The following is a 15,465-nucleotide window of genomic DNA, read 5'->3' as shown; positions in this document are numbered from 1 at the left end:
AGGTGCAGGGATGATGAAACGAATCTTAGCGATCCTGTTCGCGGTTGCGATGCTCCTGACGATCACTGTACTTCCTGCCGGAGCCGCCGTCGTTTCCTCTCAGGAGGGCGACTACGGCTACATGCTGGACGACGCCGCCGAGAAGCTGACCCCCGCCGAACGCGACAAGCTGCTCGGAGAGTTGAGCGATCTCAGCGCTGCATGTAAATGCAACGTTCTGTTTGCCTTTGTCAATGATCTGAGTAATGCGAAATTCTCATTTAACGGCACGGCGAGCGACTATATCCAAAGGTATTATGAAACTGTTTACGGCGTAAACAAGGACGGTCTGCTGGTACTGGTCACCCTGTCGGATGAGAACGGAAAACGCTATGTTGGCGTTTTCGGCACCGGCAAATGTGAAAAACGCCTTACGGACGATGAAAGCCTCGATATCCGCAACGACGCGATCGAGAACCACAATCCCGATTCTAACGGTTATTATGACTTTTTCAGCTCGATCGCGAGCGGCTTAAAGAAAGCGGTTCCCCCTCATGTTTCGTTCACCAAGCTGCTCCTTGCCTTCGGTATCGGCATTGTCATCTCCGCTATCATCATGCTGATCCTGAAAAGTCAGCTCAAAACCGTCAGCATGCAGCACGGCGCGGCAAACTACACCCGCACGGGCAGTATGAACGTGACCGCCTCACGCGATACTTACCTCTACAGCACCGTGACCAAATCCGCCCGACCCAAGGAGAGCAGCAGCTCCCACTCAAGCTCCGGCGGCGGATCCTACAGCGGCGGAGGCTCCAATTTCTGATGATCCTTTGATCAAGAACGATAACAAAACCGGACAGCACCCGCTGTCCGGTTTATTGCTTATAGGATTCAGTTCATACCACCTGGAAGATATAGAATTTCAGATAATCCGTTTCCTCTACGCCCCAGAGGATGGGGTGATCCGCCGCTTGTTGGCGACACTCGATCTGTCGCAGGCTGACGTTCGCGTCTGCTGCGGCTGAGTACAGCATCCTCCTGAACCGGTCGTCGGGCATGAAGTGAGAGCAGCTACAGGTTGCGAGATAGCCGCCGCGCGGCAGCAGCTTCATCGCCTTGAGGTTGATCTCCTTGTATCCGCGCTCCGCAGAATGTGCAGTGGAGCGACTTTTGGTGAAGGCGGGAGGGTCGAGGATGATCATGTCCCAGTCGTGCTTGTGCTCCCTGTCCGCTTCGGTCAAGAGCTCGAACACGTTCGCCGTTACAAAGTCGATATTCGTCAAGCCGTTCAGCGCGGCATTATGCTTTGCCATATCAATAGCGGTCTGGGAGATATCCACGGCGGTGACGTGCTCCGCAGTCGTCGCGGCATTCAGCGCGAAAGCGCCCGTATGGGTGAAGCAGTCCAGCACCCGCTTGCCCGCGGCGATCTTCGCTACGGCGCGTCGGTTGTACTTCTGGTCGAGAAAGAAGCCCGTTTTCTGTCCTTCGACGTAGTCGACGGTGTATTTTATGCCGTTCTCTATGATCTCCACCGTGCCGTCGAGGTCATCGCAAAGCCCGTCAGCATGATAAAAGCCCTTGTACTGCTTGAGCCCCTCGAGCTCGCGCACCTTGACGTCGTTCCGCTCGTAGATCGCCCGTATCTCATATCCGCGCTCGCGCAGAGAGCCAATCAGCTCCGAGAAGATCAGTTCCTTGATCCGATCCATTCCCAGCGACAGCACCTGCGTCACCAGAACATCCTCGAATTTATCCACGGTCAGCCCGGGGAAGCCGTCCGCCTCGCCGAACACCAGTCGACAGGAGGAGAAATCCTCACCCATCACGGTCAGGCGGTAATCGACGGCATAGTCGAGCCTGCGACGCCAAAAGGCGCGGTCAAAGCGGTCGTTCGCGTTCTTCGACAGAATACGCACGCGGATCTTGGAGTGATCGTTGATGAAGCCCGAGCCGAGATACCGCCCTTTCTCGGTCATCACGTCCACGATATCGCCGTTCTCATATATGCCGTTGATCTCCCTGATCTCGTCGTGATAGACCCAGATATGACCGTCCCTGATAAAGCGCTCACACTTCTTGCTGACGGTCACCCGCGGATAGCCTCTGTCCATATTGAACTCCTCTCAAATGCAGAATAAATATAGGTTTATTATAACACGATATCGAAAAAGTGCAATAGCAATACCGCCTGTTCACGAAACGGCATACAGCAAACAGCCGACGTGTGATCGTGCCGTAGGGGCGACCATCGGTCGCCCGCGAATGACGGGCGTTATCCGTATCGAAAACGTGAGATAGGAAATGCCACGCTCTGCGACAACGGGCGGTCAATGACCGCCCCTGCGATGTCGCTGTGCGAATGTCCCTTGCGGGACGCGGGTCGTCTTGGGGGTCTCCCCGCCGGGGAGGTGGCGCAAAGCGACAGAGGGGTGCCGTCTCCGGCTGAGGAACCGACCCCTACAACTCTATACAACGTTTATATCAATCACCGTTCTCCGTTCTCTGTTCTCTGTTCTCCGTTCTCCGTTCTCTGATAAATAGTTTGCATTATTTGTCGAAGTATGGTATAGTGAAATATGTATATGACTTCCAATCAAGGAGGCTTAATATGAATTTCAACCATCTATGGGAAACCTATAAGGAAAAATGCAGGGATATTCGACCGTTTCTGCGCACTAAAATCGGCTCACGGCTCGCGATCGCCGCGATCCTCGACTTCATCATTCTATTCTTCGCTCCGCTGATGCACGGCTTCGTCGGAACGGCGCTGTTCGGATGCGTGACGTCGGCGTTCCTGATCCTGTTCTGGCGTAAAAATGACCGCGAGCACGCAATCGTTCCGGCGGTCATCCTATGCATACCAATGCTGCTGGACATGGTTATCTACCACGACCTCGCGATCGTCGTCGGCTTCCTCGTCTCCATCGTCGCGGTACTGCTCGCGGCGCTCAGCCCGTGGCTCGGGTTCTTCGATAGGATCACCGACCTGATCAACTCGCTGCTGGTAGCCGGCGCGCTGTGCGTAGGCACGGTCGTGTTTGCATGCATTATGCTGATGCTGGTTAACATCGCGTGGTGGATCCTGTGTATTATCGCATTCTTTATCGTGGTCGCGGTATTCATGGGCGTGGTATTCTCCACCGCCGCATATACTGCCTCGGACGGCAGACGTCAGGCAAACAAAAAGCGCCGCCGTGAACTGCACGAGCGCGACAGGGATGACCGCTACCGCGACTACCAACCGCCTAAGCGCGACAACCGCGTCTACAACCTCGATGATGACGACTTCCGCGACGTCGAATGATATGGACAGTGAAGCTGCCGAAGATCGGCAGCTTTTTTGTACCCGATTATCTCAAATCTCCGTACAAAAGAAGAAAGCGCACGCTGCGGGCGTACGCTTCTTCCGGGGATAAATCCAAATAAAATGAGGGGTTCAAATACGGATAACCGTATTGAGGAGGGTAGAACATATACAAGGAGTTGCGGTACCTCTCTTGCATGATTTTATTATAGTCAAAACTTCCCGTGATTTGTTAACGGAGTATTAACGCGCATTAAACAAATTAAGAATTGTGACCGGCGGTTCATTCATAATTGCGGATCAGGGTGACGACCTTACCCAGCAGCACCGCCTTATCGACGATGATCGGCTCGTAGGCGTCGTTCTCGGGCTGGAGACGAATATGCCTCTTCTCCTTATAAAAGCGCTTGACAGTCGCGCTCGCCTCGCCGCTGAGCTCATCCTCCACCATCGCGACGACGATATCGCCGTTGTTCGCAACAGGAGTACGGTTCACGACGATAATATCTCCGTCAAAGATACCCGCGTTAATCATACTGTCGCCCACAACGCGCAGCGCAAAGAGCTCCCTGCCCTTGCCGACGTCCTTGGGGACGGGGATGTAGGTCTCGATATCCTGCACGGCGAGGATCGGTTGACCCGCGGTAACGCGACCGAGCAGCGGCACCTTGGCAGTGGGCTGTTCGTTCTTGAGGCGGATACAGCGGTTGAGTCCTTCCTCACGCTCGATCAGCCCCTTCTCCTCCAGCGCCTTTAGATGATAGGCGACGGTAGACGTGGACTTGAAGCCCGTCGCGTCACACAGCTCTCTGACGGAAGGAATCCGGTTGTTCTCGGAACACTCGAGAATATAATCATATACTTTCTGCTGGCTTTTGGTCAAAGGCTTCATACAATCACCTGAACTTATCGGTTGAGCCGACCGTAGGATGCACCGGATAATTCGCCTCCTCGGCGGCTGTTTATTATACTATCACGATTATTATAACACAGGTCACGATAGAATGCAAATATTTGTTCGAAGAAATTACATCGATCCGAAAAAACGGCAATTTCACTAAAATCAACATACATTTTTTGTCATTATAACCCGGGCATTACGATCACCGTTCAATTTTACCGGTTTACAGAAAACCGGCGTTTTCTACAGATTTGTAACACTCCTTGCAATTATCGGCGATATCTTTTACAATATTCACAGTATCTGTATCATAGATAAAAGGAGGAAAGCATGAGACGATTTCTGTGCCTTTTCATATTCATACTGCTCTGTATCGCCTTTTTTGTCCCTGCAGCAGCAGCCGACAGCGACACGCTGACCATCACCGACTCAGGTAAGGTGCTCGCCGAGGTCAAGGTCGGGAGCGTTTTTCTCTACCGCGTGGGTCTGTTCACGGGTCAGCATACTCTTATTAACGGAGAGGGCGAGATCCGCTATGACAAGAGTCTTCTGCAGCCGCTCGCTTACGGCGATCCGACCCCCGAGGGTTACAGCTTTGAAGGCAGACTGGCGGACGCCTCCGCCGTCGTCAATATCACCGATGTCCCCGGCAACGTTTATTATAATTTCAGTCAGGTCACGGGCATCGAGGGCTACGGCAGTACCGACGAGCCGTACCTCAAGCTGAGGTTCAAGGTACTCGCGGGCGGTACGACCGAGCTAAACCACTTGATGCAGACCCTGACTGCACGCGACAACAAGAATACCTTCTATAAGCTCTTCCAAAACGGCAAGGCAAGCGATCGGTACGACAAGCCCCCCTATACCGTCGGTTCGGTCGAGCTGCCCTGTGCGTACATCGGCGACGCGAACAATGACGGCGGGATCAGCCTTATCGACGCGACTCTGATCCAGTGGATCACGGCGGGCAGACGGTTGAGCTATAGTAAACCGAACGCCGATACAAACGGCGACGGTGATATCAACCTCAAAGATGCACTCGCGGTCCGTCGTTACGCGGCGGGGATGAACGCCGCAAACGTCGGCGACTACCGCTTCGCATCCGAATAACTACAGGAAAGGTACTGCAAAACCGTGCGTTTCATCCTTACCCAAGCGCAGTTTCATCTATCCGTCGTTCGCTGCCGTACTGCGGCTGTTCCGGAATCCGTATAATGTAAAAAGGTGCTGCCACGCGACAGCACCTTTTGTTTTGTTCTGTTACATTCCCGTAGGGAAATGGATTTCTCCGGAGCCGGAGCCGCCGCGGAGTATTAGATTGACGTGTCAAAACAGAAGTATTATAAAAGGGCTGTTGCGTTTTCGCTGCAACAGCCCCGTGATTCGTGAGCTTCCGCATAGAAAGCGGTTCTCATCCCCACTATTTATTCAAAAAGTTTATTGAAAATTGCTCCAGTTGTATTTCGCTTCCAAATCCGTATCGGGATCATCCTCCGTGAGCTCGGCGGACTCGTTCGGCGCTTCTTCGGCAGTCTTTGAGGGCGGTTCCTCTCCATCCTCATTGCTTTCCTCCGATTCCTGTCTGTTCAAGGTGAAGAGCATCACGGCACAGATCGCCGCAATAGCCAGCGTACCGATCACCTGTATCACCGGGAACACCACACGCGCACCCAACACGATAGCGCGAATCAGCGTAATCACCGAGAACACCAGCGCAACGATCGAAACACCGAACGCGATCTTGATTATCAAATTATTCTTCATGATCCAACTCCATAATCGTTCCGAGGAGCTTGCGCACATCACCGTCCATGATCTTGCGCAGCGCGGTGACCTCGCTCTCATCCTTCACCTCGGGGCTGATCTCCTGATGGATATACAGCCCGTCGATGCCGACGCTCTTAGCGCCCAGCATATCGGCGTTCTTATCGTTGCCAACCATCAGGCACTCCTTCGGGTCGAGGCGGTATCTCTCAAGCAGCTTCGTGAAGAACTGCTTCTGAGGCTTGCTGACCTTCTCCTCGGAGCTGATCATGATGCCGTCGAAGTATTTAAGGATCCCGAGCTCGTCCATCTCGGGGATGGTGAAGCTCTCCTGCGCGTTCGAGAGCAGGTAAACGCCTCTGCCCGCGGCTTTGAGCCCCTCTAAGAGCTCGATCACGCCATCGTACAGACGGATCATCAGCGTGCTGTCCTTACGGAAGCGGTGAGCGGTATCGCGCAGCAGAGTCACATCCGCGTTGATCCCCTTATCCTGATAGAGCCTGCGGAACACCTGCAAGAGGTCGATATCGACATGCTTGAAGATCGGGTGACGAAGACGCTCATGGCGTAAAGCGCGCTTGACATACTTCGTATAGGAGGTACGCAGCTCGTTCGGGCTGAACGAAGCGCCTTTCGTTGCGAACACCTGCACCGCCTTGCGCCAGAAATCCAGCGAAAATTCGTCGGTACGGATATCGATCAGTGTACCGTATAGATCAAAGATGATGTTCTTGTACATACTTCACCTACATATAATAAGTCATTGCGGGGCACATTGATGTGCCTCGGCAATCTCATCCTTATTTACACATAACAGTACTATTTATTGTAGCAATAAACCGCTGAAAATTCCATACATAATTAGAATAAAGCACAGAAAAAATGACAAAAAATTTTGTGCAAATTAGGGTCGGAACGATTTTACGGTCAAAATAACGCGCGCCAAACCAACCTGTGTCGGATGAGCTTATAACAATTAGCCCTTGCTAACCGTCAAAACTGCATAAATGGCTGTATCTCACAACATTTTCCCCTTTACAATATCGACAAAAAGTGATAAGATAGAGGATGAAAAATGAGGGGTCGGTATGCTCTCGGGCAGGGATCTCTCATGGATCTAATTCATGCGTTGGTGTAAGAAGGAGCTCATCTTACAGCAATGTAAAACAGGAGGAAAACACATGGCAAGACAAATGAAATCCATGGACGGCAACAACGCCGCGGCTTGGGTGTCCTATGCGTTCACCGAGGTAGCCGGCATCTACCCCATCACACCGTCCAGCCCGATGGCTGACTACGTTGATCAGTGGTCCGCTCAGGGCATGAAGAACATCTTCGGCACTACCGTAAAGGTAGAAGAGATGCAGAGTGAAGCAGGTGCGGCAGGTACCGTACACGGCTCGCTGAACGCGGGTGCGCTGACCACCACCTACACCGCTTCTCAGGGTCTGCTGCTCATGATCCCGAATATGTACAAGATCGCGGGCGAATTACTCCCGTCCGTATTCCACGTTTCCGCCCGCTGCGTAGCGAGCCACGCGCTGAACATCTTCGGCGACCATTCTGACGTCTATGCTTGCCGTCAGACCGGTTTCGCGATGCTGGCTGAGACCAACCCGCAGGAGGTCATGGATCTGGGCGCTGTCGCTCACCTCTCCACCATCAAGGGCAGAGTTCCGTTCATCAACTTCTTCGACGGTTTCAGAACCTCTCACGAGATCCAGAAGATCGAGATCTGGGACTTCGACGACCTCAAGGAAATGACCGATATGGACGCTGTACAGGCGTTCCGTAAGCGCGCTCTGAACCCCGAGCATCCCACCATGCGCGGTTCTCACGAGAACGGCGATATCTTCTTCCAGCACAGAGAAGCCTGCAACAAGTACTATGACGCTCTGCCTGAGATCGTTGAGGAGTACATGGGCAAGGTCAACGCGAAGCTCGGCACCGACTACAAGCTGTTCAACTACTACGGCGCTCCCGACGCTGACCGCGTCATCATCGCGATGGGCTCTATCTGCGACGTTGCGGAAGAGGTCATCGACTACATGAACGCCAACGGCGAGAAGGTCGGTCTGGTCAAGGTTCGTCTGTATCGTCCCTTCCGTGCCGACAAGCTCGTAGAAGCCATCCCCGAGACCGCGAAGAAGATCGCAGTCCTCGACCGTACCAAGGAGCCCGGCGCTCTGGGCGAGCCTCTGTACCTCGACGTTGTCGCCGCTCTCGCGACTCAGGGCCGCACCGCTAAGGTAGTCGGCGGCAGATACGGCCTCGGCTCCAAGGATACTCCCCCCTCCAGCGTATTCGCTGTCTATGAGGAGCTCAGTAAGGAGAATCCGCGCCACAACTTCACCATCGGTATCGTCGATGACGTCACCGATCTCTCCCTCGAGGAGAAGCCCGCTCCCAACACCGCCGCGGAAGGCACTATCGAGTGCAAGTTCTGGGGTCTGGGCGGCGACGGCACCGTAGGCGCGAACAAGGATTCCATCAAGATCATCGGCGACCATACCGATAAATATGTACAGGCATACTTCCAGTATGACTCCAAGAAGACCGGCGGTATCACCATCAGCCATCTGCGCTTCGGTGATAAGCCCATCAAGTCCCCCTACTACATCAACAAGGCTGACTTCGTAGCCTGCCACAACCCCTCCTACATCCTCAAGGGCTACAAGATGGTTCAGGATGTCAAGCCCGGCGGCGTATTCCTGATCAACTGCCAGTGGACTCCCGAGGAGCTGAACTCTCACCTCAACGCGGAGACCAAGCGTTATATCGCGAAGAACAACATCCAGCTCTACACCGTCAACGCGATCGACATCGCGGCTGAGATCGGTCTGGGCAAGCGTACCAACACCGTTCTGCAGAGTGCTTTCTTCTCCCTCGCGAAGGTTCTGCCCGCTGAGGAAGCCATCGGCTACATGAAGGAGAAGGCTCAGAAGTTCATGAAGAAGGGTAAAGAGATCGTCGAGATGAACGAGAAGGCGATCGACGCAGGCGCTACCGCTTACGTCAAGATCGACGTACCCGCTGATTGGGCTGACGCTGTAGACGCTGAGAAGAAGGCTGCCGACGTAGAGATGACCAAGCTCGAGAAGCAGGTCGAGAACATCATGGAGCCCGTAGGCAAGATGGACGGCGACAGCCTGCCCGTATCCGCCTTTGTGGATCATGCCGACGGTACCTTCGAGCAGGGCGCTTCCGCGTTTGAGAAGCGCGGCGTAGCCGTTATGGTTCCCGAGTGGAACAACGAGACCTGCGCTCAGTGTAACCGCTGCGCGTTCGTCTGCCCCCATGCTACCATCCGTCCCTATGCGATGGACGAGGCTGAGGTTGCCGACGCTCCCGAAAACATCAAGTACGGTCCGAGAGCCGTTAACAAGGTTTATAAGTACACCCTCGCGGTATCTCCCTTCGACTGCATGGGCTGCGGCGTCTGCGTAGGTGTCTGCCCGACCAACTCCCTGAAGATGGTCGCCCGTGAGTCTCAGGACGATCAGCAGGCAGTATTCGATTACTGCGTCGCCAAGGTCACCGAGAAGCCCGAGACCACCGCAAAGATCAACGTCATCTCCTCGCAGTACAAGCAGCCGCTGCTTGAGTTCTCCGGCTCCTGCGCAGGCTGTGCCGAGACCTCTTACGCTCGTCTTGTGACCCAGCTCTTCGGCGACAGAATGTACATCAGTAACGCTACCGGCTGCTCCTCCATCTGGGGCGGTCCCGCTGCTACCTCTCCCTATACCGTCAACAAGGACGGCCACGGTCCCGCTTGGGCTAACTCCCTCTTTGAGGACAACGCTGAGCACGGTCTCGGTATGTTCCTCGGCCAGAGAGCTATCCGTGATCGCCTGATCGCTGACGTCAAGGCGATGATTGCTGACGAGAGAGCCTCCGACGCGCTCAAGGCTGCTGCCGACGAGTACCTCGCTACCCTCAACGACGGTGAGAAGAATACCGCCGCTACCAAGGCGCTGATCGCCGAGGTCGAGAAGGTCGACGAGGCTTGCCCGTACAGAAAGGACATCCTCGACAACAAGGAATATCTCAGCAAGAAGTCCGTCTGGATCTTCGGCGGCGACGGCTGGGCTTATGATATCGGCTTCGGCGGCGTCGACCATGTTCTGGCGACCGGCGAGGACGTCAACATCATGGTATTCGATACCGAGGTTTATTCCAACACCGGCGGTCAGGCTTCCAAGGCTTCGAACATCGGTCAGGTCGCTCAGTTCGCGGCTGCCGGTAAGGCGATCCAGAAGAAGTCCCTCGCTGACATCGCGATCTCCTACGGCTACATCTACGTCGCTCAGATCGCTATGGGCGCTGACATGAACCAGACCCTCAAGGCGATCCAGGAGGCTGAGTCTTATCCGGGTCCGTCGCTGATCATCGGCTACGCTCCCTGCGAGATGCACTCCATCAAGGGCGGCATGCAGAACTGCCAGAAGGAGATGCAGCGCGCGGTTGCCTGCGGCTACTGGAACAACTTCCGCTATGATCCCAGACTCAAGGCTGAGGGCAAGAATCCCTTCATCCTCGATTCCAAAGCGCCGACCGAGTCCTATCGTGACTTCATCATGAACGAGGCTCGTTACTCCGCTCTGACCCGTTCCTTCCCGCAGAGAGCCGAGGAGCTCTTCCAGAAGGCTGAGGACACCGCGGCAGCCCGCTTTGAGACCCTCGCCGAGCGCGCTAAGGGCGAGTGATCCGGGATTGTCATTGCGAGAAGGGACATCGTCCCGATGCGGCAATCTCAACCTAATTAAGCTCGCTTTCCTGAAAGCTATCGTTCAAAGCTCGAGTCTTATAACTCAATAACCACATCACCCCCGGGAGCAATCCCGGGGGTATTGTTGTATGTACGGAGAATGGAGAATGGCGGGCGCTGCCCACACCCGATTTTTGAAAGCCTGACGGCTTTTGGAATTGTATAACAACTGCTTTTCAATGCATGGGGGGCTGTACGAATGTCCCTTACGGGACGCGGGCGACGCTTGATCGTGCTGTAGGGCGACGGCTCCGACTGAGGAACCATCCCCTACGGAACGCTGCAACGTTTATTCCTTCTCCTCATTCCTGACTCCTAACTCCTTCCTCCATACCCGAAAAAGCCTTGACAAAAGCCGCCTGTAATGCGATAATATATAGGTTAGAGTATCAGTATCATATTCGATTGTCATTGTGAGGAGGGACATCGTCCCGACGCGGCAATCTCAACCGATAAAAATATGGAGAGGAAGGCTATTATGGCAGAACTCAACAAGTCCTACGATCCGAAGCAGGTCGAGGACAGGATATATCAATACTGGCTGGATCACAACTACTTCCACGCCAAGGTCGACCCCGACAAGAAGCCCTACTGCATCGTTATGCCGCCACCGAACATCACGGGTCAGCTGCATATCGGTCACGCGCTGGACAATACTTTGCAGGACATCCTGATCCGCTGGCGCAGGATGCAGGGATACGAGGCGCTGTGGCTGCCCGGCACCGACCACGCCTCCATCGCCACCGAGGCGAAGATCGTAGAGGCAATGCGCAAGGAAGGCGTCACCAAGGATGACCTGGGTCGCGAAAAATTCCTCGAGCGCGCGTGGGCATGGAAGCGCGAGTACGGCGGCAGGATCACCAAGCAGTTCTGGAAGCTGGGCGTCTCCTGCGACTGGGAGCGCGAGCGCTTCACAATGGACGAGGGCTGCTCCAACGCCGTCAAGGAAGTATTCATCAAGCTGTATGACGAGGGGCTGATCTATCGCGGCAACCGCATGGTCAACTGGTGCCCGCACTGCTGCACCTCGATCTCGGACGCCGAGGTCGAATATGAGGCGAAGAACGGCAACTTCTGGCACATCCTCTACCCCGTCAAGGAGACGGGCGAGATGCTGGAGATCGCCACCACCCGTCCCGAGACCATGCTGGGCGATACCGCCGTCGCGATCAACGTCGAGGACGAGCGCTATAAGCACCTGCACGGCTGTCACGTCATCCTTCCCCTGCTGGATAAGGAGATCCCGATCGTATGCGACGAGCATGCCGATATGGAGAAGGGTACCGGCGTCGTGAAGATCACCCCCGCCCATGACCCCAACGACTTTGAGGTCGGGCTGCGTCACAGCCTGCCGATCGTGCGCTGCTTCACCTACGACGGTCACATGACCGGCGCCGAGGACGTCGCGGCATACGAGGAGCTGAAGGCGAAGGGCAAGCTCAGCGAGAACGAGCCCGAGGTACTTGACTGCGGCAAGTATGCCGGCATGACCACCATCGATGCGCGCAAGGCGATCGTAGACGACCTGACTGCGCTCGGACTGCTCAAGGAGATCGAGCCCCTCTCTCACGACGTAGGCACCTGTTACCGCTGCCATACCACCATCGAGCCGATGGTATCGAAGCAGTGGTTCGTCAAGATGGCGCCCCTTGCCGCCCCCGCGATCGACGCGGTACGCACCGGCAAGACGCAGTTTATCCCCAAGAGATCCGAGAAGATCTATTTCAACTGGTTAGAAAATATCAAGGACTGGTGCATCTCCCGTCAGCTGTGGTGGGGTCACCGTATCCCTGTTTACTACTGCGACGAATGCGGCGAGATGGTCGTCAGCAAGACCGCTGTCGATACCTGCCCTCACTGCGGCTCGAAGCACATGACCCAGGATCCCGACACCCTCGACACCTGGTTCAGCTCCGCCTTGTGGCCGTTCTCGACCCTCGGCTGGCCTGAGAACACCGAGGAGCTCAAGTACTTTTACCCCACCGATACGCTGGTCACCGGCTATGACATCATCTTCTTCTGGGTCGTTCGCATGATGTTCTCCGGCATCCACAACATGGGCGACGTACCCTTCCGCACCGTATTCATCCACGGTCTGATCCGTGACGAACAGGGCAGAAAGATGAGTAAATCGCTGGGCAACGGCGTAGACCCGATCGAGGTCATCGAGAAGTACGGCGCCGACGCGCTGCGCTTCTTCCTCGCGACGGGCAACTCCCCCGGCAACGATATGCGCTACAGCGAGACCCGCGTCGAGAGCTGCCGCAACTTCGCGAACAAGCTCTATAACGCCAGCCGCTTCGTGCTGATGAATATCGAGGGTCACGATGTCCCCCTGACCCTCCCCGAGGAGCTCAAGCTGGAGGACAAGTGGGTGCTGTCCACCCTGAATACACTGTGCAAAGACGTCACCGAGAACCTCGAGAAGTTCGAACTCGGTATCGCGGTACAGAAGCTCTACGACTTCATCTGGGACTGCTTCTGCGACTGGTACATCGAATTGAAGAAGACCGATCTCTACAGCGACGATGAACAGGCGGCTCAGAACGCCCGCAGGGTGCTGGTCTATGTCCTCGACAAGATCCTCAAGCTCCTGCATCCGTTCATGCCGTTCATCACCGAGGAGATCTGGCAGAATATCCCCCACGAGGGCGACACGATCATGCTGCAGCAGTACCCTGAGTACACCGACGCGCTCGCATTCGAGCGTGAGGCGGCGGATATGCAGAAGATCATGAACGCGATCACCGCCATCCGCACACAGCGCAACGAGATGAACGTACCGCCTTCCAAGAAGGCGAAGCTCTATATCGCCACCAAGACCGCGTCGACCTTCGAGCACGGCGTTGAGTTCTTTAAGAAGCTCGCATCCGCAAGCGAGGTCGAGATCGGCGATGACTTCAATATCGACGGCGCCGTGACGGTCGTCACCGCCGACGCGAAGCTCTACATCCCGATGAACGAGCTGGTCGATAAGGAAGCGGAACTCAAGCGACTGAACAAGGAGCTCATGAACACCGAGAAAATGCTCATGCAGGACGAGAAGAAGCTCGGCAACCCCGGCTTCATGGGCAAGGCTCCCGCCGCCGTCATCGAGAAGATCAAAGCGCAGGCGGAACGCGAGCGCGAGAAGATCGCCCTGATTAAGGCCGCCATCGAAAACTTAAAATAATCAACACAACAAAAGGGCTGTGAAAAACGCAGTCATTGCGAGGGCTTTAGCCCGTGGCAATCCCACAAAGGAGAGATCCCAGGGGCTGCCGCGTCGCTTACTCCTCTCGATGATGAAGATTTTTTCACAGCCTCTTATATCCTATTTGAAAGGGTGATCCGTATGAAAAATCTTTCCCGTATCATCGCCGTTCTCTGCCTTTTGGCGGCTCTCTCCCTCTCCGCCTGCGCCAAAACGCCCGCCGAGAATTCCACCGAAACCGCCGTAACAGCGACTCAAACACCGACCGAAACTCCCGCAACAATCGCGCCGACCACAGCCCCCTCGACTGATGCTCCCGCGCAGAACACCGCTGCCGAGCATCCGACCGACAGCGACCCCTCTCCCATCTCCCTCAGCGGCACGCGCTGGAATCTGAGCATGGTCTACGCGGACGGCGCGGAACAGCGCCCGAGCGTCCGTTACGGCTCCGTCATTCGTCAGACAGGCGCCTATATCACCTTCGACAGCGACAACACCTTTAACTGCGTCTTAGGTCTCATCGGCTGTACCGGCACCTATTCGACCTCTGACAGCGGCACGACCCTCCACATCACCACCCGCTATGACGGCACCTCCAAGAACGGCGAATCCTGTGACGAAAACACTGCCGTCACCATCGACCCCGAGACCCATGTCCTCTCCTTCACCTTCAACAACGCAAAGCACGAGTTCATTCCCGACTGAGTCTATCCCCTGTTTTCAACATCATCTACATATTATCTCAAAAACTTTTGCATACAAAAACGGCACGCTCAATCGAACGTGCCGTCATTTATTTGCTTATTCAGCGATCAGCTGTTGTTATTGCCCTCGCCGTGGAAGTAGACCTTCGCGTCGTCGAAGCCGCCCTCAACGTAGGTGCTGCATTCGCTTCTTACGGTGGCGCCGGGCTTGATCTCGGAGTCGTCGTCATAGCAGTAGTTGTTGTTGTGATCAACCAGCTTGCCGTTCTTGTAGAAGAATACGTCATACCAAACGTAATTCGCGGGAGTCTTGCCGTTATTGGTCAAGCTGACGATGACCTTGTCGGTCAGCTGGCTGACCTCAAGCGCCAGATCCTGGTCGACCGGGACTTCATAGCTGCTCAGGTCGGAGGCGTCGACCTTATATTCATAGGAGTTAAAGTCCTCATCGCAGGAGAATTCCTCGCAGACGGTGGTGCCCTTCGCAACAGCGTCAATGTAGTTGCTGGTGGTGCCGACGATCTTGCCGTCCTTGAAGAAGTCGACGTTGATATCGAGGTTGCAGTCCTTGCCGCTGTCGTTGGTGATCAGCAGATAAACGTTCTTGCTGTATTCATCAAAGAAGGGGATGCCCTCTACCTTGATACCGTCGCTGGCCTTGCTGTTCTTGGAAGCCTCAACCTTGACGTTGCTTCCCACGGGAGCGCTGCTGGTGTCTGCCGCGCTGCTCGCGGGAGTGCTTGTAACGGACTCCGTAACAGAGCTTGTCTGGTTGTTATCCGCCGCGCTGGAAACAGGAGCGGGAGCGTCGCCGTTTTTGCTGATCTTACGACCGCAAGCGGTCAGAGC

The 15,465-nt window shown here is 55.2% G+C and carries 11 protein-coding genes; 6 read left to right on the top strand and 5 right to left on the bottom strand.

The annotated features are described in order from the left end of the window. The first annotated feature begins 10 nt into the window (after window positions 1-10). Window positions 11-802 (top strand): TPM domain-containing protein, encoded by a 792-nt coding sequence (locus JKK62_RS11925; RefSeq protein WP_207752186.1) that lies wholly within the window; start codon window positions 11-13, stop codon window positions 800-802. A 73-nt stretch (window positions 803-875) separates the two neighbouring features. On the opposite strand, the gene JKK62_RS11920 is transcribed toward JKK62_RS11925, so the two are convergent. Continuing rightward, window positions 876-2,093, bottom strand: coding sequence for a class I SAM-dependent rRNA methyltransferase (locus tag JKK62_RS11920; protein ID WP_201428073.1), 1,218 nt, complete (start codon window positions 2,091-2,093; stop codon window positions 876-878). A 497-nt stretch (window positions 2,094-2,590) separates the two neighbouring features. Between JKK62_RS11920 and JKK62_RS11915 the strand changes: the two genes are divergently transcribed. Further along, complete coding sequence (locus JKK62_RS11915) at window positions 2,591-3,286, top strand: hypothetical protein (RefSeq protein WP_201428072.1); 696 nt, start codon at window positions 2,591-2,593, stop codon at window positions 3,284-3,286. Window positions 3,287-3,569: 283 nt separating this feature from the next. Here JKK62_RS11915 and lexA read toward each other — a convergent pair whose 3' ends face one another. Then, window positions 3,570-4,178 (bottom strand): transcriptional repressor LexA, encoded by a 609-nt coding sequence (gene lexA / locus JKK62_RS11910; RefSeq protein WP_201428071.1) that lies wholly within the window; start codon window positions 4,176-4,178, stop codon window positions 3,570-3,572. A 339-nt stretch (window positions 4,179-4,517) separates the two neighbouring features. Between lexA and JKK62_RS11905 the strand changes: the two genes are divergently transcribed. After that, entirely contained in the window at window positions 4,518-5,297 is a 780-nt protein-coding gene (locus JKK62_RS11905) for a dockerin type I domain-containing protein (RefSeq protein ID WP_201428070.1), read from the top strand. 327 nt (window positions 5,298-5,624) lie between these two features. On the opposite strand, the gene JKK62_RS11900 is transcribed toward JKK62_RS11905, so the two are convergent. Both JKK62_RS11900 and JKK62_RS11895 read right to left on the bottom strand, forming a co-directional pair. Next, window positions 5,625-5,951, bottom strand: a complete 327-nt coding sequence (locus tag JKK62_RS11900; RefSeq protein WP_201428069.1) for a hypothetical protein — start codon at window positions 5,949-5,951, stop codon at window positions 5,625-5,627. Beyond that, window positions 5,941-6,690 (bottom strand): HAD family hydrolase, encoded by a 750-nt coding sequence (locus tag JKK62_RS11895; RefSeq protein WP_201428068.1) that lies wholly within the window; start codon window positions 6,688-6,690, stop codon window positions 5,941-5,943. The genes JKK62_RS11900 and JKK62_RS11895 overlap by 11 nt, the downstream gene beginning before the upstream one ends. Before the next feature lie 442 nt (window positions 6,691-7,132). Here JKK62_RS11895 and nifJ point away from each other — a divergent pair, with 442 nt between their 5' ends. The 3 genes from nifJ to JKK62_RS11880 all read left to right on the top strand — a co-directional run bounded on the left by nifJ (window position 7,133) and on the right by JKK62_RS11880 (window position 14,617). Further along, window positions 7,133-10,657 (top strand): pyruvate:ferredoxin (flavodoxin) oxidoreductase, encoded by a 3,525-nt coding sequence (gene nifJ, locus JKK62_RS11890; protein WP_201428067.1) that lies wholly within the window; start codon window positions 7,133-7,135, stop codon window positions 10,655-10,657. Between the two features lie 540 nt (window positions 10,658-11,197). Next, complete coding sequence (locus JKK62_RS11885) at window positions 11,198-13,891, top strand: valine--tRNA ligase (protein WP_201428066.1); 2,694 nt, start codon at window positions 11,198-11,200, stop codon at window positions 13,889-13,891. A gap of 162 nt (window positions 13,892-14,053) precedes the next feature. Next, window positions 14,054-14,617: a hypothetical protein gene (locus tag JKK62_RS11880; RefSeq protein WP_201428065.1), complete on the top strand. Its 564-nt coding sequence runs from the start codon at window positions 14,054-14,056 to the stop codon at window positions 14,615-14,617. A 107-nt stretch (window positions 14,618-14,724) separates the two neighbouring features. Here JKK62_RS11880 and JKK62_RS11875 read toward each other — a convergent pair. Next, the coding region (locus JKK62_RS11875; RefSeq protein WP_201428064.1) for a hypothetical protein at window positions 14,725-15,465 on the bottom strand (741 nt) is incomplete at its 5' end.

This window comes from Ruminococcus difficilis (assembly GCF_016680995.1).
The sequence above is the reverse complement of the archived record's forward strand: the minus strand, read 5'-3'. Positions and strand labels throughout refer to the sequence as shown.